The organism is Acidobacteriota bacterium (assembly GCA_018001935.1).
Classification (GTDB): Bacteria; Acidobacteriota; JAAYUB01; order JAAYUB01; family JAAYUB01; genus JAGNHB01.
The window spans coordinates 52881-72758 of sequence record JAGNHB010000021.1 but is presented as its reverse complement, the minus strand read 5'-3'; the positions used below and the strand labels follow the sequence as shown (position 1 = coordinate 72758).

Below are 19878 nucleotides of genomic sequence, written 5' to 3'. Positions count from 1 at the left end.
CCGGGAGAGAGATGGGGATGCGCCGTCAGTCGGCGTGCAAGAACTGGACGGGTCGTCGCCCCGATCTTGCATCTTTTATTGTGGAGTCTATCAATACCCTTTGCATTTCTCCGTGCCACAGTGCCTGGTGAGAGAAAAGGACTATTGCGGTTTCGGCAATATTGACAGGTTCGTAAAAAGTCGGAAGACGGACGGAAAAGTGTCTGTAAAGCCTTTGTTTGAGCCATCACCCGGAGGATGATGGTACTTTTTGCGACCGCGGCAATATTTATTGCATGAGAAAAAATATCTTGACATTTTTTCCTGATCAGATAAATTTGTCGCATGTTGAAGCGCCGCCTCTCCGCACTGGTCTCGGATCCGGAGTTCGGCCGCCAGATGCGGTTCGTCACCGGCCCGCGCCAGGCTGGAAAGACCACCCTGGCCCGACGGATTCTCTCGGACGGCGGACACGAAGATCTGTACTTCAACTGGGACACGAGAGCGGTCCGGGACCGTTTCCGGCGGGACCCGTACTTTTTCGAATCCGCCTTGCGTGATGCTTCGCGTGAGGGCGGCAACCCCTGGATCTGCCTCGACGAGATCCACAAAATGCCGAAATGGAAGAACCTCCTCAAGGATTATTTCGACCGATTTGAATCGATCGGTCGATTCATCGTGACCGGGAGCGCCCGGATGGACTGGTTCAGACAGTCCGGAGACTCGCTGGCGGGAAGGTATTTCCTTTACCGGCTCTTTCCTCTTTGTCTCAACGAGTGTGCGGGAGGCGAACCGTCCAATCCGGAGCCTGACCGCGAAGCCGCGGACTACCTCGGGAAGGTCCTCGACCGGACGGCTAATGCAGAACCGGCGCTCGAGCCGCTGCTCCGGTTCGGCGGCTTTCCCGAACCCTTCACAAAAGCATCTGCGCGATTCCATCTCCGGTGGCAGCGGGACCTCCTCGACCGGGTCCTCCGGGAGGATATCCGGGACCTCACCCGGATCACCTCCTTGGAAAACCTGGCCCGGTATCTCCAATTGCTGCCCCTGCGGGTCGGTTCCCCCCTGTCCCTGAACGCCCTTCGGCAAGACCTCGAATGCAGCCACACCACGGTGCGCACCGCGACGACGGCGCTTCAGTTCGTCTACGTCATTTTCATGGTCCCCCCCTTTCACGAACGTCTCGCGCGTTCGCTGCGGAAGGAACAGAAGGCTTACCTGTTCGATTGGTCCCGGGTCCCGGACCCCGCCGCCCGCTTCGAGAACTACGTGGCGCTGGAGCTGAAGGCCCTGGTCGAGTCCTGGAACGATGCCGGGACGGCCGATGCCGGCCTGTGGTACACCCGGAACCGGGACGGCCGGGAAACGGACTTCCTGATCACGCTCGACGGAAAACCCTGGTGCCTGTTCGAAGCCAAGCTGTCCGACGGTCCGATCGCTTCCCATCACTTCAACCACTCCCGCGCCCTGGGGAATATTCCGGTGGTCCAGGTCGCCCGGCAACCCGGGGTGAACCGGCGTGACGGCGAAACCGGTTTCCGGGTCTCCGCCGGCCGCTTCTTCGCCTGAGGCCGGCTCGCGCCCACGCTGCAGGCGGATCCGGGCCGACCGCGACGTACGTCGTCAGCTGATTTCCAGCTTCTTCATCCGGTCGAGCAGCGAGGGCCGGGTGATCCCCAGGAGGGCCGCGGCGTGGGTGCGGTTCCCCCCGGTCCGCGACAGGGCTTCCCAGACCAGGCGGGCCTCCAGGGTGTCCACGTTCCGCCGGAGGTCCAGGTCTTCGCCCCTGGGGTCCGGCGGGGTCGTCCCGGCGGCCCCGGCCGGCTTCCCGTCGAGGTCCCCGGCCCCCTCGGGCGGAAGCAGGTAGCGGGACAGGCAGTCAAGCCCGACGGGTCGCCCGGGGTCGGCGAGCAGGGCCAGGCGCTCCGCCTCGTTCTCCAGCTGGCGGACGTTCCCGGGCCAGTTGAAGCGCTCCAGGGCCCGGTAGACGCGCTCGTCCACGGGGAGGGGCCGCTGCTTGGTCCGGTTCCAGGCCCGGGCCAGGAAAAAATCCGTGAGGGGGCGGATGTCCTCGATCCGCTCGCGCAGCGGGGGGACTTCCAGCACGAACACGCTGAGGCGGAAGTAGAGGTCCTCCCGGAAAGCGCCGCGTTCCACCTCGGCGCGGAGGTCCCGGTTGGTGGACGCCACCACCCGGACCTCGGCGTTGACCGGGCGTTCCGCCCCCACCGGCCAGATCTCCCGGTTCTGAAGGACCCGGAGCATCTTGACCTGGAGGTCGAGGGGCGCTTCGCCGATCTCGTCCAGGAAGAGGGTCCCGCCCTCCGCGAGCTGGAAGTAGCCTTTCCGGTCGCCGGTGGCGCCGGAGAAGGCGCCCTTCTTCCACCCGAAGAACTCGCTCTCCGCGAGTTCCCGCGGGATCGCGCCGCAGTTGACGGCCACGAAGGGCCCTCCGCGGCGGGTGCTGCCGCGGTGGACCCTCCGGGCGACCAACTCCTTGCCGGTCCCCGTTTCCCCGAAGATCAGGATGGTGGACTCGGAGGCGGCCACCCGGTCCACGGCCCGGACGACATTGCTCATGGCCGGGCTGTGGAAGATGAAGTTGTCGGTGTCGATGAAGCGCTTCACGTCGTTCTGGAGGGCCCGGTTCTGGTTCTTCAGCCGGTCGTTGGCCAACCGGAGTTCCTCGGCGAGCCGGCGGTTCTCCCGCTCCAGTTCCAGTTTCTCCAGGGCCTGCCGGACCACGATGCGCATCTCCTCGGGCTCCCACGGCTTGGTGATGTAGCGGTAGACGTGCCCCTCGTTGATGGCGTCGATGAGGTCGTCGGTCTCGGTGTAGCCGGTGAGGATGATGCGCATGGCCTCCGGGCGGATCCGGATGATGCGCTTGAGCAGTTCCACGCCGGTCATCCGCGGCATGCGCTGGTCGGTGATGACCAGGTCCACCGGCATCTTCTCCGCCAGGCCCAGCGCCTCTTCGGCGGACCCGGCCTCGTAGACGCGGTACCGCCCCAGGAAGGTCCTTTTCAGCTTCTGGAGGTTGGCGGGCTCGTCGTCCACCACCAGCAGGGTGTGCCGGATCTCATTCTCCATCGGGGTGCTCCGTTGAACCGTCGGTGCGGGAAGCGTCGCCCGGTCCCTCCCCGCCGGGTTCCGGCGGTTCCTTCACGGGAAGTTCGACGCGGAAGACGGCGCCGCCCGCCGGGAGGTTCCGGGCCGTCAGGTGACCGCCGTGCTGGCGGACGATGTTGAAGCTGATGCTCAGGCCGAGACCGGTCCCCTGCCCCACCTCCTTCGTCGTGAAGAAGGGCTCGAAAATCTTGTGCAGGTGGGCGGGCGGGATCCCCTTCCCGGAGTCGGCGACTTCCACGACCACCCACTCCCCCTCGCGCCGGATGGAGAGCCGGATCTCGCCCTCCCCCTCGATGGCCTGCACCGCGTTGCCGATGAGGTTGAGGAAAACCTGCTCGATCTTCCCGGCATAGACGTTGACGTCGGGGACGTCCCGGTAGTCTCGCACCAGGCGGATGCGCTGCTTGTACTGGTTGCGCAGCAGGTTCAGGCACATGTCGAGGGCCTTCCGGAGGTCCACGGGCTGCCGGGTTCCCACGGGGGCCCGGGAGAAGGAGCGGAGGTCGTCCACGATGGAGCGGATGCGCTCGGCGCCCTCGTTGATGTTGCGGGCGATGTTGAGGAGGTCCTCCAGCAGGAAGGCGATGTTGTGGTCCTCGGCGTAGCGGCGGATCGCGGCCACCCCCTCGTCGCCCCGCCCGGCCTGGGACTCCACGAAGGCCGCGTAGTCCCGGACCGCGTCGGCGTACTCGCACAGGAACCCCGTGTTCCCGTAGATGAAGTTCAGGGGGTTCTTGATCTCGTGGGCGATCCCCGCCACCAGGCGGCCCAGGGAGGCCATCTTCTCGTTCCGGACCAGCTGGTCCTGGGCCTCCCGGAGGTTGTCCAGAGCCTGGCGCAGCTCGGCGTTGCTCTCCTCCAGCGCCCGGGTCCGCTCCCGAACCTTCTCCTCGAGGCGGCGGTTGGCCTCCTCCAGCTGCCCCTGGCGCTCTTCGATGGTGGCGGCCATGGTGTTGAAGGCGCCGGCCAGCTCGCCGATCTCCCCCCCGCTCCGGATCTCCGCCCGGTGGTGGTGCTCCCCCCGGGAGAGGCGCCGGGCCGACTCGGAGAGCCGCCGAAGCGGCCGGCTGAGGTTCCGGCTGAGGAAGACGGCGGTGGCGAGGATGAGGAGCAGGGCCGCGCTGCCAATGAGGGTGAAGTCGAGGGACAGCCGGGAGACCGGGGCGAAGATCTCGTCGGCCGTCAGCGAGACCATGAGGAGCCACCCGAACGCGGGGAGGCTGGACCGGCACAGGCTCCCGTAGCGCAACCGGCCGTCCGCCGGGTACTCCAGGGTGTCCGCCTTCCGCGCCAGGGCTGTCCGGACCGCCGCGGCCATGGATGGGGGCAGGGCTTCCCCCAGGGCCGGCGGCGCCGTGACCCCCGGGCGGTTCTTCCGGAACGGCGTCGCCAGGAATCGGCCGCCCGTGCGGTCGAGGAGGAGGACATAGCCCGACTTCAGGCCGAATTTACGGAAGTCGCTCTCGGCGAGGTCCAGGTTCCCCTGGATGAACTCCCAGTTCATCAGGGCCAGCAGCACGCCCACGGGGCGGCCGTCGCCGCGGCTGCGGACGACGGAGGCCAGGCCCAGGTGGAAGGAGCGGCTCTGGTCCTCGCGGTCGAAGTCATAGAAGGTGTTGACCAGCCGGGAGGCGTAAAAGTCCGTCACGGCCGTCCCGTTCCGGAGCGCGGTCTCGAAGGCGGCCTGCTCCTCGGGGAAGCCCCGGAGCTCCGACGCCTCGATCTCGTCGCAGATCCGCCGGTCGAAACGGTTCCCGAAGCGGCCGGTGGGGTTCACCGCCACGATGCGCCCCCCCGGGTCCGCCAGGACCAGGAGGTCGTACACCTGGAACGTCCGGACCTTCTCGTCGAGGACCTCCTCGAGGCGCCGGACGTCGATCGCCTCCGGAGGCCCGGCCAGGGCCTCGAACCGGTCGCCGGCGGCCAGGCCGTCCACTTCGGCCCGCCGCTCGGTGAGGATGAGGTCGATCTTGTCGGCGGCCTGCTGGGCGACGTGCTTGAGGTAGATTTCGACCCGGTCGGCCTCGATGATCCCGCGGGCCCGGATGAAGAAGAGGGCCGCGGTCACCATGTGGGGGAGCAGCCCCGCCACGACGAGCGCCAGGAGGATCTTGACCCGCATCGACCCGAAAAAGCGCATGGGTCCTCCGGGTCAGCCGGTCGGGGCAGGCCGGGCGAGACGGGGAAGTGCCGTCCGGAACTGGACGATCTCGGCCTGGTCGGTGTGGATGAAGGTTTCCACGGTCCCGTGGAAGCTGATGCGCCCCCCCTCCTGGATGAAGGCCACCCGGTCGGCCACGGTCTGGGCGCACCGGAGGTCGTGGGTGACCACGATGGAGGTGATCCCCATCTCCTTCTGCAACTCCCGGATGGTCTCGCTGATGAGGCGCCCCGTGATGGGGTCCACCCCCGTGGTGGGCTCGTCGTAGAAGATGGCCAGGGGGTTGGCGGCGATGGCCCGGGCCATGGCGACCCGCTTCTTCATCCCCGTGCTGATTTCCTCGGGCATGAGGTCGGCGATGTCCTCCAGCTCCAGGCGGCGGAGGATGCCCATGACCCGGGCCCCCACCTGCTCCTCGTCCAGCGCCCGCTCGGTGCGCAGGGGGAAGGCCACGTTCTCGAAGACGCTGACGGAGTCGAAGAGGGCCCCCGACTGGAAAACGTAGGAGAACTTCTTCCGGAGGGTGATGAGTTCGCTTTCCGGGAGACGGGCGATGTCGCGTCCCTGGATCAGGACCTGACCCTCGTCGGGCTGCAACAGCCCGGTGATGATGAGCAGGGTGACGCTCTTGCCGATGCCGCTGCGGCCCATCAGGGCGAGGGTCTCCCCGTTCTCCACGGCCAGGTCGACGTTCCGGAGGACGTGGTGGTACTCGAAACTCTTGGAAACGTTCCGCAGTTCGATCAGCGGCATTCCCGACCACCTTATCCGTGGGTTCGGCGCGGGCCGTCAACGCCCGGATCGTAGCAGACTCCCCCGCGAAAAGCAAGGCGGGCGACACGCTTGGGGCTTGACAGCCGGGCCTTCTCGGCTATTTTGATGAGGGGAGCGCCGGAGGCGTTCAACCGGGAGGCCGAGTGAATTTCCGCATCCTTCACCAGGACGAACACCTGATCGCCGTTCACAAGCCGGCGGGCTTCCACGTCCACCCGCCCGAGAGCGGCCACCTGATCCCCGACGGCGCCAACTGCCTCAAGCTCCTCCGAAAGCAGGCGGATCGCTACCTCTACCCCGTGCACCGCCTCGACCGGGCCACGTCGGGCGTGCTGCTCTTCGCCCTCGACCCCGTCTCGGCCCGGGACCTCATGCGCCAGTTCGACGCCGGCGAGGTGGAGAAAACCTACTACGCCGTGGTGCGGGGGTGGCCTCCCGAAACCGGGGTCATCGACGACCCGCTGCGCGACAAACCGGGGCCGCGCTTCCCCGGGCGGAGCGACGGGGGGGGCGCCGACGCGCCCGACTCGCCCGTCCAGGCCGCGGTGACGGAATTCGAGCGCCTGGCCGCCCTGGAGGTCCCCCGGGCCGTGGGGCGGCACGACACCGCCCGGTACGCCCTGCTGCGCGTCCGCCCCCGGACGGGGCGCTGGCACCAGGTCCGCCGCCACCTCGCCCGGCGCGCCCACCCCGTCCTCGGGGACACCGCCCACGGGGACCGGGCGCACAACCGCTTCGCCCGCGACGAACTCGGTCTCGAGGGGTTGCTCCTCAAGGCCCACGCCGTGACCTTCAGCCACCCGGGGACCGGCGAGCGCGTCCGGGTGGTCTCGCCCTGGAAGGACCTCTGGCATCGGGTGTTCGAGCATTTCGGTCTTTGCCCCTGGGGCGACGGCCGCCCCGGCCTTCACCGAGCCTGATCGTACCTTCAACGGCCACTCGTGGCCGCATCGTGCGGGAGAGTGGGGCCGGCCTCTCGTGACTTCGGCCGGGAGCATGGTTTACGGCCCATGCCCTCTTCCTTCGCGCGCTTTGCGCCTTGGCGAGAACCGATCCGGATCCTGGTCTCGCAAAGGCGCGGAGATCGTAAAAAGTCCTGATGGTGATCTCACAGAGGCACGGGGAAGAATCATAAGAATTATTGATTCTATTAAATACGATTTGGATTTCTCCGTGCCTCCGAGCCTCTGTGAGAGAAAAAGACTTTTTGCGATGGCGGCAGGGTTGGGGAGCGGCGTGTTTGCGTTTGCCGTGTTTCCCATGGAAATTATTCGCTATACTCAAGCCGCCCTGACCGATTGACCATGGAGGCAAGACCATGAACCCGTCCCTGGCCCGCACCCTCGACACGATCCAGGCCGAGCGCAACCAAGCCTGGAGGGACACCGCCGTCCGGCTGGAACAGGCCCAGGCGGCGCAGAACCGCGCTTGCTGCCTCGCAACCCCGGGGGGGTCCTGCATGGAACTGAAGGGCGGTTTCGCCTTCTTCATGGGGCCCGGCCACCCGCTGAGCCAGGCCCTGGCCATGGGGCTGGCCGGCCCCCTGGCGGCGGAGGACGTGGACCGCGTCGAGGCCCACCTCCGGCAGGGGGGCGGCGTGCCCCAGTTCGAACTGTGCCCGCTGGCGGACCCCGGGCTCTTCGCCGAACTGGCGGGCCGCGGCTACCGGGTCCAGGAGTTCCAGCTGGGCTGGGCCCGCCCGCTGGGGCCGGACCCGATCCCCCCCGCGCCCCCCGCCGGGCTGGAGGTCCGCCGGGTCGAGGACGGGGAGGCCTTCCTCCGGGTGGTGATGGGCGGGTTCATGGAGACCGACGCCGAGGCGGTGCCCCCCGAGCTCGTCGACGCCTTCCGGACCACGACCCGGGCCCCCGGCGTCCAGCTCTGGGGGGCCTTCGACGGGGAAACGCTGCTGGGCGGGGGCACCCTGTTCCTTCACCAGGGCACGGCCGTCCTATCCGGGGCGGGGGTGCCGCCCCGGTACCGGCGGCGCGGGGTGCAGGGCGCCCTGATCCGCGCCCGGCTGGACGGTGCCGTGGCCGCGGGCTGCGACCTGGCGGGCAGCGGGACCGCCCCCGGGAGCCCCAGCCAGCGCAACATGGAACGCCACGGGTTCCGCGTGGCCTACCCCAAGGTGGTGCTCCTCGCTTCGCGGTAGGCGGGAAGAGGGCCGGCTCCGGGATGCCGTTTCCCCGCAGGCGACTGGAAAGGACGAAAGGACCTAAAGGACCAAAAGGACTTAAAGGACTTAAAGGACTTAAAGGACTCGAAGGTGTCAAGGGGACAAGGGTCTCGAAGGATTGGCCGCACCCCCCGCGCGACCCCCGCGCGACTCTTGCGCACCCCATGCGACCCCCGTGCACCCCGCGCAACCCGCGCAAACAGAGCGACCCGCACAAACATCTCATCCCGCACACCCTCCTCTCCCTGCGCAAACCGCGCGCGGCGGGTACCCGGTTCGGGCCTTGCCATCCCTTGGGTCGTTTTGGTCGTTCTGGTCCCTTCGTCCTTTCAGCGCGAGGCCCCTACCGCCGGGGGCCCTGAGCCGTGGCACCGTCGGCATTCAGGCGTGGCGGCCTTCGCTCTCTGCATCTTCTGTGGTCCAAGTGTTCCACGGTCAAAATCCGTTGCCGTCTTGCCCGCGCCTATCCGTGTTCGTCCGTGGTCTGCTTCCGCAGGGCTGTACGCTGGGGGCCCGGAGGGGGCGCTGATCCCGATTGCGATTCCGATGCCGACCCCGACGGGAACATCTCCTGACCTTCAGCCTGACAGCCTTCAACGCCTTCCCCCGCCCCGCCCTTCAGCCGGCAGGCCCACAGGGCGGCGAACACCCCGATGAACGCCCCGAACAGGACGTCGCTCGGGTAGTGGGCCGTCACGACGACGCGGCTCGCACCGACGAGGGCGGCCAGACCGAGGAACAGGAGGCGGCCCCGCGGGAAGAGCACCGACAGGGCGGTCATCAGGGAGAAGATCCGGATCGTGTGGCCCGAGGGCGTCGAGTTCAGGTTGTATTCGTCGGAAAAAAAGAAAAAGCCGTAGGTCCCGTGGTCGAAAAGCTCAACCGGCCGGGCCCGTGCCAGAAGGTATTTCAACCCTTCCCCGATGACGATGCCGATGGCGCAGCTGACGCACACATAGAAAACGGCGGCCGTCCAGGGGCGTCCTTTCCCCTGGTTGGCGATGACACCGGCGATTCCGGCCACGAAGCCCAGCGTGAGGGCGAGGGTGACGTAGGGACCGCTTGCCAGGAGGGAAAGAAAGGACCCGAACGATTTCACCCCGGTGTCGGAAAACGCGGCACGGGCCCACCGGTCGACGGGCTGGTCCAGGAACAGGAAGAAAAGCAGGTAGAGCGGGACGAGGGCGATGAACCATCGAACCGTCTGTTTCGGCAGTGTCTCCATCATGGGTGTTCGGCTCCCGGGAAGAGTTGCGGCGGCAGCGCCCTTTCATTCAAATCCCGCGAATGGCAGAGGAATCATAACGGTTTATCGCTTCGCCGTCCACCTCTTTTGTCACGTTGCCCGGCAGGGGACGCACGGTGTCCCGGGTCACGGCTTTCGAAAACGGCCCGCGTCGGGGAAAGTTCACGGAAATGAAAAAATAGCTTGCCTGGCGGGTGAAGGCAGGATAAAATCCATTCCAAGTCGCTTTTCTCACCAAATCGCAGATTTTTCGCAGTTCGGATTGCTCTTTTCCCGCGATAGACTGAAGTCAGTGAATCACCGCGTCTTTTCATAACCACCCGACGAAAACACCCCCGGGAGTATCCCCGGGAATCCGACACGGAACGCGAACGCCGGAATCCCCGGCGATAAACCCATCGCGGAAGGAGGAGTCGTGAACCAACCCGCCCTGCGCACCACCCTGGCGACGAGTGCCCTGCTCTGCCTCATCCTGTTCGTCCCTGCCGCCCCCCGCCCCGAGAACGGCTACCTGCCCCAACAGAACGTGCAGCCGCAGAACGAGGCCTTCGCCGGCGAGGAAGCGCCCCAGTCTTTCGCGGGGACGCCGGACGGCGACAACCTGTGGACCTTTGCCGAGAACGAGGCGAGGGATTCCCGCCTGCTTCGGGAACCCGCCGATTTCGACGTCAAGCGCGACTTCTTTCGGGTTGCGATGGTCAACGAGTACGGGGTCCGGTCCATCCTCTTCTCCGTCCTGGGGGATCTTCGCACGGGGCGGGGAGCGGCATCGCCGAAGAGCGAGCTGACCCTGCCGATGCCCAACGGGGTGGTCTCGCGGTTCACCGTCGAGGAATCCCCCGTCATGGAGCCCGAACTCCAGGCCCAGTTCCCCGACATCCGCACCTTCCGGGGGCAGGGCATCGACGATCCGACGGCCACCCTGCGCTGCGATTTCACCCCGCTCGGTTTCCACGCGCAGGTGATTTCGAGCCAGGGCACGGTCTACATCGACCCCTTCCGGGCCGGGGAACGGATCCGTTACATCACTTACGAAAAACGAGGCCTGCGCCGTGCGGCCCCGTTCAAGTGCCTGCTGGACGAGGAGACGGCCGGCCAGCACCGCCCGGCCGTCAACATGACCCCGGGGCTTTACGCCTATTCCAACGGCACGACCCTCCGGACCTACCGCCTGGCCCTGGCCTGCACCGGTGAGTACGCCACCGCCGTCTGCAACCACAACGGCGTCTCCGTCACAGTGGCCAACACCCTGGCGGCGATGACCACCACTCTGAACCGGGTCAACGGGGTTTACGAGCGCGAACTGGCGATCCACATGAACCTGGTGGCGAACGAGACCTCCCTCATCTTCACGAATGCGTCCACCGACCCCTACACCAACGACAACGCCAGTTCCCTCCTCTCCCAGAACCAGTCGACCTGCGACTCGAAGATCGGGAGCGCCAATTACGACATCGGGCACGTGTTCAGCACGGGCGGCGGCGGCCTGGCGGGCCTGGGCGTCGTGTGCAACGCCTCCCGGAAGGCCCAGGGGGAGACCGGGTCCTCCACCCCCTACGGGGACGGGTACGACATCGATTACGTCGCCCACGAGATGGGGCACGAGTTCGGCGCCAACCACACCTTCATCTCCACCCAGGGGAGCTGCTCCGGGAACGGCAATTCCTCCACCGCCTACGAGCGGGGCAGCGGCATCACCATCATGGCCTACGCCGGCATCTGCGGCACGGACGACCTGGCCGCGCACAGCTACGACTACTTCCACACCGTCAGCCTGAACGAGATCACCAACTACCTCGCGGGCACCAGCTGCGCCGTCAGCACCACCCCGGGGAACACCATCCCCACCCTCACCATCGGGTCGAACTACACGAACGTCCCGGTCAGCACCCCCTTCACGCTCACCTGCCAGTCGGCGACCGACGCGAACGGCGACACCCTCACCTACTGCTGGGAAGACTGGCAGACCGGTTCCAACTGCAAGTTCCGGCCCTGGCCCCTGACGACGCTCTCCTCGCGCACCTTCCCGCGCCTGGAGGACCTCCTCTCGGGTGCGTCCACCCCCTGGGAGACGCTCCCCACCGCCGCCGGCACGCGGACCTTCCGCTGCACCGTCCGGGACAACCACGCGGGAGCGGGCGCCTACAACAGCGCCACCATGACGGTGGGCTTCGTGGCCGGCGCTTTCGCCCTCACGGCCCCCACCACGGCGGTTTCCTGGCCGGCCGGGTCCTCCCAGACGGTCACCTGGACCAAGGGCGGCAGCGTCTCGGCCAACGTGAAGATCTCCCTGACCACCGACGGCGGCGTGAACTGGACCACCCTCGTGGCCAGCACGGCCAACGACGGCAGCGAGACGATCACGGTCCCCAGCACACCGAGCACCACCTGCCGGATCGGGGTCTCCCCCACCGACAACGTCTACTTCTCCCTCTCGCCCGTCAACTTCTCCATCACCGGGGCGACGGTGCCCGCGGCCCCCTCCGGCCTCTCGGCCAGCGCCGCCTCCACGTCCCAGATCAACCTGACCTGGTCCGACAACAGCACCAATGAAACGGGGTTCAAACTGGAACGGAAAACCGGCTCCGGCGGCGCCTGGTCCCAGGTCGCCACGCCGGGCGCGGGCGTCACCAGTTACGCCAACACCGGCCTGGCGGCCTCCACCACGTACTACTACCGCATCCGGGCCACCAACGCGTCCGGGGACTCCGCCTACTCCAACGAGGCCAACGCCACCACGTCCACGACGCCGACCCCGCCGGCCGCCCCGTCCGGCCTCACCGCCACCGCGGCGTCCTCCTCCCAGATCAACCTGGCCTGGACGGACAACGCCTCGAACGAGACCGGCTTCAAGCTCGAGCGGAAGACCGGCTCCGGCGGCGCCTGGTCCCAGGTCGCCACCCCGGCGGCGGGCGCCACCTCCTACGCGAACACCGGCCTGGCGGCGTCCACCACGTACTACTACCGCATCCGCGCCACCAACGCGGCGGGCGATTCGGCCTACTCCAACGAGGCCAATGCCACCACCGGCACCACCGGCAACACCATCGCCTGCGGGGAGACCAAGTCCGGCACCCTGGCGTCGGGCGACGCCTACTCCACGGTGCGGACCACCAGCTACGCCGATTCCTACACCTTTGCCGGGACCTCCGGGCAGCAGGTCACCATCGTCATGACCAAGAACGGCTCCACGCTGGACACCTGGCTCGTCCTGAAGAGCCCGACGGGGACGACCCTGGCGCAGAACGACGACGGCAACGGCGGCACGGACTCCAAGATCGTCTTCACCCTGACGTCCACCGGGACCCACACCATCGAGGCGACGTCCTACTACGCCGGCACCAGCGCGAACGGCGTCGGCGCCTACAACCTCTCCCTGGCGTGCGGCACCGTCCAGGAGCTGGTTCTCAACGGCGGCTTCGAGTCCCAGACCACCAACTGGACCTTCGCCACCTACTCCTCCGTCACCACCGGAACGCCCCAGGCGGGGACCTACAAGGCTCAGCAACTGGGCCGGGGCACCACCAGCACCACCAATTTCTACCAGCCCATCGCGGGCTTCAACGGGACGTCCAAGACCCTCACGTTCTACCTGAAGATCGCCTCCTCCGAGGGGACGACCAAGGCCTACGACTACCTGCGGGTGAAGATCAAGAACACCTCGGGCGCCGACGTGACGACCCTCGCCACCTACAGCAACCAGAACAAGAACACCTATGCCGGCTGGACGCTGGTGACGCTCTCCATCCCGGCCTCCGCGGCCGTGGCGAACTACCGCCTCAGCTTCGACGCCAGCGAGGACGTCTCCTACGCCACGACCTTCTACATCGACGGGGTGTCCGTCAAGTGAACCCCGGGGGGAAGCGCTTCCCCCCGCGCGGACGTCAACCCTGAAACAGGAGGGCGGGAGCCGATCTCCCGCCCCCTTTTTTTTTCGTTGCGCCGGGTTCGCACTGCCTCGTGCTGTTTCAAGACGTCCACACCGGCTCCCGTCGCGGGGCTTCCGGCCGCAACCCTGTACTGCAAGCCCGCAAGATCCACGAAGGAAATCCGGTCACATCACTCGTTGCCAGGTTGCGCGCAACACTTGCATTGCGGACGTCGTTCGTGTGGTTCGTGTGGTTCGTGGTTCACTTTCCGGAGCATTCGCCGGCATCGGCGTCCCTCCGCGGTTCAATGGCCAGGACGCCCAGGATCCTCTCCGACAAGGCCCGGAACGTGTACGGCTTTTCCAGGAAGCCGACCGCCTCGGACCCGGAGAACCGGCGGCTGAACTCGTCGTCCCCGTACCCGCTGGTCAGGATGATCTTCAACCCCGGGCGAAGCGTGCGGAGTTCCCGGAAGACCTCGGCCCCGTCCATCTCGGGCATGGTCAGGTCGAGCAACACCCCGTCGATCTGTGCCGCGTGCCTTCGGAAGGTCTCGAGGGCTTCCCGCCCGTCCCGCGCGGTCAGCACCGTCAGGCCGAGACGTTCGAGCATCCGTCGGGCCATGTCCCGCACCGAGGGTTCGTCGTCCACCAGGAGGATCGTCCCCCGGTTCGACCCCGGGAGCATCGGTCCCGGCTCGACCGGGTCCGCTTCCGGCTGCCGGGAGGACGCCGGGAAGTAAACGTGGAAAACGGTCCCTCTCCCCGGTTCACTGTCCACCCGGACGCCCCCCCCGTGGCCCCGCACGATCCCCAGGACCGTGGAGAGGCCCAGACCGCGCCCGGTAAACTTGGTGGTGAAGAAGGGGTCGAAGATCCGCCCGAGGGTTTCCCGGTCCATGCCCGACCCGGTGTCCGCCACCTCGAGGAGGACGCCGGGGCCCTCCCCGACCGGTCCGGGCAGCCACCCGCCGGCCGGGAGCGCCTCACCCCCGGCAGCGGCGGAGGTGCTCACGGTGACCAGCCCGCTGTCGGTCCCGATGGCCTCGGACCCGTTGATCACGAGGTTCATGACCACCTGGCGGATCTGGGCCGCGTCCGCCTCCACCGCCGGGAGCTTGTCCCCCCGCCGCAGCTGGAGGGACGTCTTCTTGGAGACCGACACGCGGAGCATGTGCTCCATCTCGGCCACGAGCGCACCCAGGTCGAGGGGACGGATCTCCAGGCGACCCCGCCCGCTGTAGGCCAGGAGCTGGCGACACAGGTCGGCCGCGCGGCGGGCCGCCTTCGCAATCTCCTCCAGGTTTTCGCGGACGGGGGAGCCGTCGGGGAGTTCCTCCCTCGCCAGGTCGGCGTGCCCCAGGATGGCGGAGAGGATGTTGTTGAAGTCGTGGGCGATGCCGCCCGACAGAACCCCCAGGCTCTCCAGTTTCTGGGCCTGGCGGAGCTGGGCCTCCAGCCGGCACCGCTCCTCGGCGGCCCGCTCCCGCTCCCGGATGTCCCGGACGAAGGCGCAGATCCGGGGCTGCCCCTCAAAGTCCATGAAATTGAGCGTGATCTCCACGGGGAGGGTGTCCCCGGCCCGGGTGTGAAGGTAACCGGACCAGCTGAAGACCCGGGCCTCCCGGATCATCTTCCACCGCATCGGCCAGGCCTCGTGGGGGCGGCTGGGGTCGAGGTCCGCCACGACCCGTTCACGCAACTGCTCCCGGGTGTACCCCAGGAGGTCGCAGGCGGACTGGTTCGCGTACACGATGCCCCCCCCCTCGTCGGCCCAGAAGACGGCGTCCGCGGCGTGATCCAGGCAGAACTGGGTCAACCGGAGGGTCTCCTCGGCCCGCCGGAGGTCGGTGACGTCGATGACGTAGCCGTCGTAGTGAACGGCGTCCCCCCCGGCGTTGCGGTGCACGACGGTGAAGTCCCGGACCCGGCGCTCCTCCCGGCCCGCGGTGAAGATCCGGTACTCCTGCTCGTAGCAGGTCCGGCCGGCCCGGGTGTAGGCCGCGACCTCGGCGAGGACTCGACAGCGGTCGTCCGGGTGGATGATTTCCAGGTAGGAGACCCGACCTTCCTGGAAATCGTCGGTGGTGTACCCCAGGCGGGTGACGTTGGGCGACACGTATTCGAGGGTGTAAGCGGTGTCCGCGCACCACTTGAAGGCGATCACCGGCCCCTGGAGGTACTGCCGGCGGTCGCGCTCGAGGGCCTCCCGGGCGTTCCGGGCGTCGTCTTCGGCGAGGGTGGGATCGTTGCTCGGGGGCATCGAGGTCATGTTCCGGCTCCTGGGGTCTGCTCAATGTACTCGGCTGCCGCGGGTTTCGGCGGGTGATCAAACCGTGTTGGGGCCGACTATAGCACACCGGCGGGGGCCGGCCAAGGGGTTCCCGTCATCCCGGCGCCAGCTTGCCGGCAAGAATGACGCCGCTGCCGATCACCGGATCGTTCGGCCGTCTGGACGGCATTTTCCAGCTCTTCTGTCGGAAGGCTTGGATTCCCGCTGCTTCATCCCCGTGCGCCACCCGGCAGGTGGCGCCTACAGGGCCCCGCAGGCCCTGAGGGCGGCCTCGGCGGCGCCGGCCCAGTCGCGGTTGGCCTGGGGGCTGGCCGGGCTGGGGTGGGGGATTCGGCCGATCGTGACGTTCAGGCCGGCCAGGGCCACCCGGGCCCGGCGCTCGGCGAAGCTCCCCACACCCACCACGAGGCGGGGCCGGAGCCAGCCCACGGTGTCCCTCAGGGCCCGGTCGCAGGCGTCCTCCAGGCGTTGACGCGGGCCGACGGGCAGGTGGTCAGGGGTGTAGTTGCGGCCGCTTTCCTCCAGGAAGAGCAGCGGGCAGTAGTTGGCCACGAAGAACCGGGCGAAAAAGCCTCCCGGCGTGCCGAACCGGTCACGGGCCCAACCCCACAAGCGCTTGCCGCTCACCTCGCGGCGGCGGCACCGGAAACCGTCCACCGGCCGGGCGGGGTGCTCGCGGGCGGGGCGCGCCACCGGGGCGTCGAGGCCCATCCAGTCCCGCACCGCCGTCACCTCGCCGAAGGGGACGCCCGTCTGGGCCATGCCCCAGGGCCCCGGGTTCATCCCCAGCAGCATGACGTCCCGCCCGGGTGCGGCATACCGCTCGAGGTACAGCCGGTGGCACGCCCGGGCGTACTCCAGGGGGTTGTAGACGAAGGCCACCGGGGACGGGAACGCCAGTCCCGCCACGGCGGCGGAGAGTTCGTCGGCGACCGCCAGCAGGGGGTGGACGGGGGTTTGGGGCGCGTCAGGGCACACGGGCGTCCCCCCGGCAGAACGCCACCAACCGGGGGAACAGGTCACGGACCTGCTCCCGGGTCTCGGCGATGGACCCCGACGTGTCCACGACGAAATCGGCGCGGCTGCGCTTCTCCTCAAGGGGCATCTGGGCCTCGATCCGCCGACGGGCGTCCGCCTCGTCGAAACCGTCCCGGCTCATCAGGCGCCGAAGCTGGACCTCCGGCCGGCACCAGGCCACCACCACGGGGCCGAACTGGCCGGGCCGGCAGACCTCGTAGAGAAGCGGGACGTCGGTGACCACCAGGGTGTCGGGGGACAGGGCCTCCGCGTCCGCCACGCGACGCTCGAGCGTCTCCAGGATGGGCGGGTGCGTGAGGCGGTCGAGGGTCCGGCGGGCGTCGGGGGAGGCGAAGATCAGCCGGCCGAGCGCGGCACGGTCCACGGTGCCGTCGGCAGTACGGACCCCCTCCCCGAACGCCGCGAAAATGGACTCGCCGACCCCCTGCGTTTCCAGGACCGCGTGGGCGACGGCGTCGGCATCCACGATCCGGGCGCCAAACCCGGACATGGCCAGGGCCACCGTCGACTTCCCCGAGGCGATGCCGCCGGTCAGGGCCGCCCTCATGCGCCGTGCTCCTTCCGGTAGGCCTCGAGGCACTCCGGCGAACAGAAGTAACAGGTCTCCCCGCCGACCCGGGCGGTCCGGGCGATCTCCGGGTCGACCAGGATCCCGCACTGGGGGTCCTTCACCAAGGTCCCCCGGGTGACGGAACCGCCTTCCCGAGCCCGGCCCTCACCGCCGGGCTTGCGGTCACGGGAGCGCGCGGCCCGCCGGGCGCCGCCGAGGAGGAGCCGCAGGCCCAGCAACGCCAGCAGGAACAGGACAAAAGAGATGATCATCCGGAACAGCGCACCCATAGGAACTCCCCGACCCCGATCAACGGCGGCCGGCGACAGCATACCACGGCTCGGGTTCGCTGCCAAGGCCGACGACTCCGGAGCAAAAGGGCAGACCGTCAACCGGATTTGCACCGCGGCGCCGGATGTGGGATAATGCGCCCCTGCCCGTCGCCGCCCCGCGGGCGTGACCGGGGAGGGGAGAGAAAACGGTGACCGAGAACCTGTCCACGACACACGACGGCGAACGGCCGGACCCGCCCCGCAAGCCCGGGCCTGCCCTGCCCACCTTCCCGGGACGGCTCGCGCGCTCCTGGAAGACGTTCCTGGACGACGGCGGCCCCGTCTCCGCGGCGGCGATCGCCTACTACGCCCTCTTCACCCTGTTCCCGGGGATCCTCGCCCTGCTCGGCCTCGGCCAGAAACTCCTCCTGGGCGACGAGCGGGGCCGGATGGCCGCCTACCACGTCCTCGCCCTCCTGCCCGCCGAGACCCGGCGCTACTTCGAGTCCCTCTTCCTGTCGCTGACCCAGCAGCCCTCCTGGGAATTCATCATCGGGAACGTGGTGGTCTTCCTCTGGATGGGGCTGTGGGTTTTCCACCTCCTGGCGGACGCCCTGGACAAGGCCTGGGACGTCCCCCCGCGCCCGTCGTTCCTCCGGCGAACGCTGGTGGGCCTGTGGATGATCGTCTTCTGCACCCTCTGCCTGCTCGCCTCCGCCTCCCTGATGGCGCTGATCCACGTCTGGCGCTTCCAGTTCCCCGCCCACTACCCCACGGCGAACCGCTTCCTCTTCGGCGCAGTCCTGAACCTGAGCGCCTACCTGTTCCTCGCCCTGATGTTCACCGGCATCTACCGGGTGGTCCCCAACACCCGGGTCGCGTGGGGAACGGCCTTCCGGGGAGGCTTCTTCGCCGGGTTCCTCTGGCACGTCACCAACTGGGCCCTCACCTGGGTCATCCCGGCCTTCGACTACCAGCGGGTCTACGGCCCCCTTTCGGCCGCCGTGGTCTTCCTCTTCTGGGTCGGCGTGTCGTTCTGGATCCTGATCTATGGCGCCCACCTCACCTTCCACTCCCAGGCCGACCGCCACGGGGGTTCCCGGGGGGCGGGGCCATGATCCGCGCGTCATCCCCCGAGCCGGAGCTTCCCGCGGACGTCCCCCCGGAGGAGCGCCGGTCCGCCTACCTATACGACCTACCGCCGGAGCGGATCGCCCAGCACCCCGAACCGCACCGGGACCACGCCCGGATGATGGTGATCTCCCGGACCGGCCCCGACCGGGTGCACGCGGTTTTTCACCAGCTGCCCGCCTTCCTCGCGCCGGGGGACCTGCTCGTCCTCAACGACACCCGGGTCATCCCTGCCCGGCTCTTCGGCCGCCGACAGGGCGGCACGGCCGCCATCGAGGTCCTTCTCCTGCGCAACCTGGAGGCGAACTTCTGGAAGGCCATGGTGCGGCCCGGGCGCAAGGTCCCGCGCGGGAGGGGGATCCTGTTCGGGGAGGACGGCAGCGCCGTGGTGATCGCCCACGAGCCCGACGGCACCCGCATCCTCCGGTTCGACATCCGGATGCCCATGGAGGCGTTCCTGGCGAAACACGGCATCACCCCCCTCCCGCCCTACATCCGCCGGGACGGCGATGCGGAGGAGGCCTTCCACCGCGAGCGCTACCAGACCGTCTACGCCCGGGTCCCGGGATCGGCGGCGGCGCCCACCGCCGGCCTGCACTTCACGCCGGACGTTCTGGACGCCCTGGCGGCACGGGGTGTGGAGACCGCCCGCCTGACCCTCCATGTCGGCATGGGGACCTTCCGGCCCGTGGAAACCGAGGACGTGAAGCTCCACCGCATGGACGCGGAGTCCTTCGCGCTGGGGCCGCAGGACGCCGCCAGGATCCGTTCCGCACGGGAGGCGGGGCGCCGGGTGATCGCCGTGGGCACCACCGCCACCCGGGCCCTGGAGTCGTTGGCCCTCCGCCACGACGGCGCCGTGGTCCCGGACGCCGGTTTCACCGACCTCTTCATCCGGCCGGGCTTCCGCTTCCAGGTCGTGGGGGGCCTCCTGACCAACTTTCACCTCCCCGGGTCCACCCTCCTGATGCTCGTCTCCGCCCTGGCCGGGAGGGAACGGGTCCTGGAGCACTACCGCGAGGCGGTCCGCCTGGGTTACCGCTTCTTCTCCTACGGCGACTGCATGCTCGTCCTCTGAACCCGTTGATTTCCCCCGCTTCTTTTGATACCCTGTAATCAAGTTTGATGCGCCCGCAAAAAGTCGAAAACCGAACGGGAAAGTTTATGTAAAGCCTTTGTTTGAGCCATCACCCGGAGGGCGATGGCACTTTTTGCGGGGATGTCGACATTCATTCGGGCACCGGGGCGAGGGCGC

14 protein-coding genes are annotated in these 19878 nt (G+C 68.2%); 6 read left to right on the top strand and 8 right to left on the bottom strand.

Going from position 1 to position 19878, the window contains the following annotated elements; translation table 11 throughout:
- Nucleotides 1-324: 324 nt before the first annotated feature.
- The gene (locus KA419_10215; protein ID MBP7866313.1) at nt 325-1548 is read left to right on the top strand and encodes an ATP-binding protein; all 1224 of its coding nucleotides are present in this window, start codon (nt 325-327) and stop codon (nt 1546-1548) included.
- A gap of 54 nt (nt 1549-1602) precedes the next feature.
- Here the strand turns inward: KA419_10215 and KA419_10210 are convergent, their stop codons facing one another.
- The 3 genes from KA419_10210 to KA419_10200 are packed head-to-tail and all read right to left on the bottom strand — an operon-like array spanning nt 1603 to nt 6025.
- Nucleotides 1603-3072: a sigma-54-dependent Fis family transcriptional regulator gene (locus tag KA419_10210; protein ID MBP7866312.1), complete on the bottom strand. Its 1470-nt coding sequence runs from the start codon at nt 3070-3072 to the stop codon at nt 1603-1605.
- Entirely contained in the window at nt 3062-5251 is a 2190-nt protein-coding gene (locus tag KA419_10205) for a HAMP domain-containing protein (GenBank protein ID MBP7866311.1), read from the bottom strand. Before KA419_10205 ends, KA419_10210 begins: the two co-directional genes overlap by 11 nt.
- Before the next feature lie 12 nt (nt 5252-5263).
- Nucleotides 5264-6025 carry an ATP-binding cassette domain-containing protein gene (locus KA419_10200; protein MBP7866310.1) on the bottom strand — a complete coding sequence of 254 codons (762 nt, stop codon included), beginning with the start codon at nt 6023-6025 and terminating at the stop codon, nt 5264-5266.
- A gap of 176 nt (nt 6026-6201) precedes the next feature.
- Between KA419_10200 and KA419_10195 the strand changes: the two genes are divergently transcribed.
- Entirely contained in the window at nt 6202-6966 is a 765-nt protein-coding gene (locus tag KA419_10195; protein ID MBP7866309.1) for a pseudouridylate synthase, read from the top strand.
- Nucleotides 6967-7364: 398 nt separating this feature from the next.
- A complete protein-coding gene (locus KA419_10190; protein MBP7866308.1) occupies nt 7365-8201 on the top strand; it encodes a hypothetical protein in 837 nt (278 codons plus the stop codon).
- Nucleotides 8202-8688: 487 nt separating this feature from the next.
- Here KA419_10190 and KA419_10185 read toward each other — a convergent pair whose 3' ends face one another.
- Nucleotides 8689-9453, bottom strand: a complete 765-nt coding sequence (locus KA419_10185) for a phosphatase PAP2 family protein (GenBank protein ID MBP7866307.1) — start codon at nt 9451-9453, stop codon at nt 8689-8691.
- 433 nt (nt 9454-9886) lie between these two features.
- Here KA419_10185 and KA419_10180 point away from each other — a divergent pair, with 433 nt between their 5' ends.
- Nucleotides 9887-13321, top strand: coding sequence for a fibronectin type III domain-containing protein (locus KA419_10180; protein MBP7866306.1), 3435 nt, complete (start codon nt 9887-9889; stop codon nt 13319-13321).
- Between the two features lie 280 nt (nt 13322-13601).
- Here KA419_10180 and KA419_10175 read toward each other — a convergent pair whose 3' ends face one another.
- The 4 genes from KA419_10175 to KA419_10160 all read right to left on the bottom strand — a co-directional run bounded on the left by KA419_10175 (nt 13602) and on the right by KA419_10160 (nt 17510).
- Nucleotides 13602-15611: a response regulator gene (locus tag KA419_10175; protein MBP7866305.1), complete on the bottom strand. Its 2010-nt coding sequence runs from the start codon at nt 15609-15611 to the stop codon at nt 13602-13604.
- Nucleotides 15612-15872: 261 nt separating this feature from the next.
- Nucleotides 15873-16574, bottom strand: a complete 702-nt coding sequence (locus tag KA419_10170) for a single-stranded DNA-binding protein (protein MBP7866304.1) — start codon at nt 16572-16574, stop codon at nt 15873-15875.
- 25 nt (nt 16575-16599) lie between these two features.
- On the bottom strand, nt 16600-17217 hold the full coding sequence (locus tag KA419_10165) for a dephospho-CoA kinase (protein ID MBP7866303.1): 618 nt from the start codon (nt 17215-17217) through the stop codon (nt 16600-16602).
- On the bottom strand, nt 17214-17510 hold the full coding sequence (locus KA419_10160; protein ID MBP7866302.1) for a hypothetical protein: 297 nt from the start codon (nt 17508-17510) through the stop codon (nt 17214-17216). Before KA419_10160 ends, KA419_10165 begins: the two co-directional genes overlap by 4 nt.
- Nucleotides 17511-17701: 191 nt before the next feature.
- On the opposite strand from KA419_10160, the gene KA419_10155 reads away from it, so the two are divergent.
- Complete coding sequence (locus KA419_10155) at nt 17702-18610, top strand: YihY/virulence factor BrkB family protein (protein MBP7866301.1); 909 nt, start codon at nt 17702-17704, stop codon at nt 18608-18610.
- On the top strand, nt 18607-19701 hold the full coding sequence (gene queA, locus KA419_10150) for a tRNA preQ1(34) S-adenosylmethionine ribosyltransferase-isomerase QueA (GenBank protein ID MBP7866300.1): 1095 nt from the start codon (nt 18607-18609) through the stop codon (nt 19699-19701). Before KA419_10155 ends, queA begins: the two co-directional genes overlap by 4 nt.
- The last annotated feature ends 177 nt before the right edge of the window (nt 19702-19878 follow it).

What these genes read in the sequence shown, in the direction of transcription:
- KA419_10215 (MBP7866313.1), top strand. Translation starts at nt 325, where the DNA reads ATGTTGAAGCGCCGCCTCTCCGCACTGGTCTCGGATCCGGAGTTCGGC.
- KA419_10210 (MBP7866312.1), bottom strand. Translation starts at nt 3,072, where the DNA reads ATGGAGAATGAGATCCGGCACACCCTGCTGGTGGTGGACGACGAGCCC.
- KA419_10205 (MBP7866311.1), bottom strand. Translation starts at nt 5,251, where the DNA reads ATGCGCTTTTTCGGGTCGATGCGGGTCAAGATCCTCCTGGCGCTCGTC.
- KA419_10200 (MBP7866310.1), bottom strand. Translation starts at nt 6,025, where the DNA reads ATGCCGCTGATCGAACTGCGGAACGTTTCCAAGAGTTTCGAGTACCAC.
- KA419_10190 (MBP7866308.1), top strand. Translation starts at nt 7,365, where the DNA reads ATGAACCCGTCCCTGGCCCGCACCCTCGACACGATCCAGGCCGAGCGC.
- KA419_10185 (MBP7866307.1), bottom strand. Translation starts at nt 9,453, where the DNA reads ATGATGGAGACACTGCCGAAACAGACGGTTCGATGGTTCATCGCCCTC.
- KA419_10175 (MBP7866305.1), bottom strand. Translation starts at nt 15,611, where the DNA reads ATGACCTCGATGCCCCCGAGCAACGATCCCACCCTCGCCGAAGACGAC.
- KA419_10165 (MBP7866303.1), bottom strand. Translation starts at nt 17,217, where the DNA reads ATGAGGGCGGCCCTGACCGGCGGCATCGCCTCGGGGAAGTCGACGGTG.
- KA419_10160 (MBP7866302.1), bottom strand. Translation starts at nt 17,510, where the DNA reads ATGGGTGCGCTGTTCCGGATGATCATCTCTTTTGTCCTGTTCCTGCTG.
- queA (MBP7866300.1), top strand. Translation starts at nt 18,607, where the DNA reads ATGATCCGCGCGTCATCCCCCGAGCCGGAGCTTCCCGCGGACGTCCCC.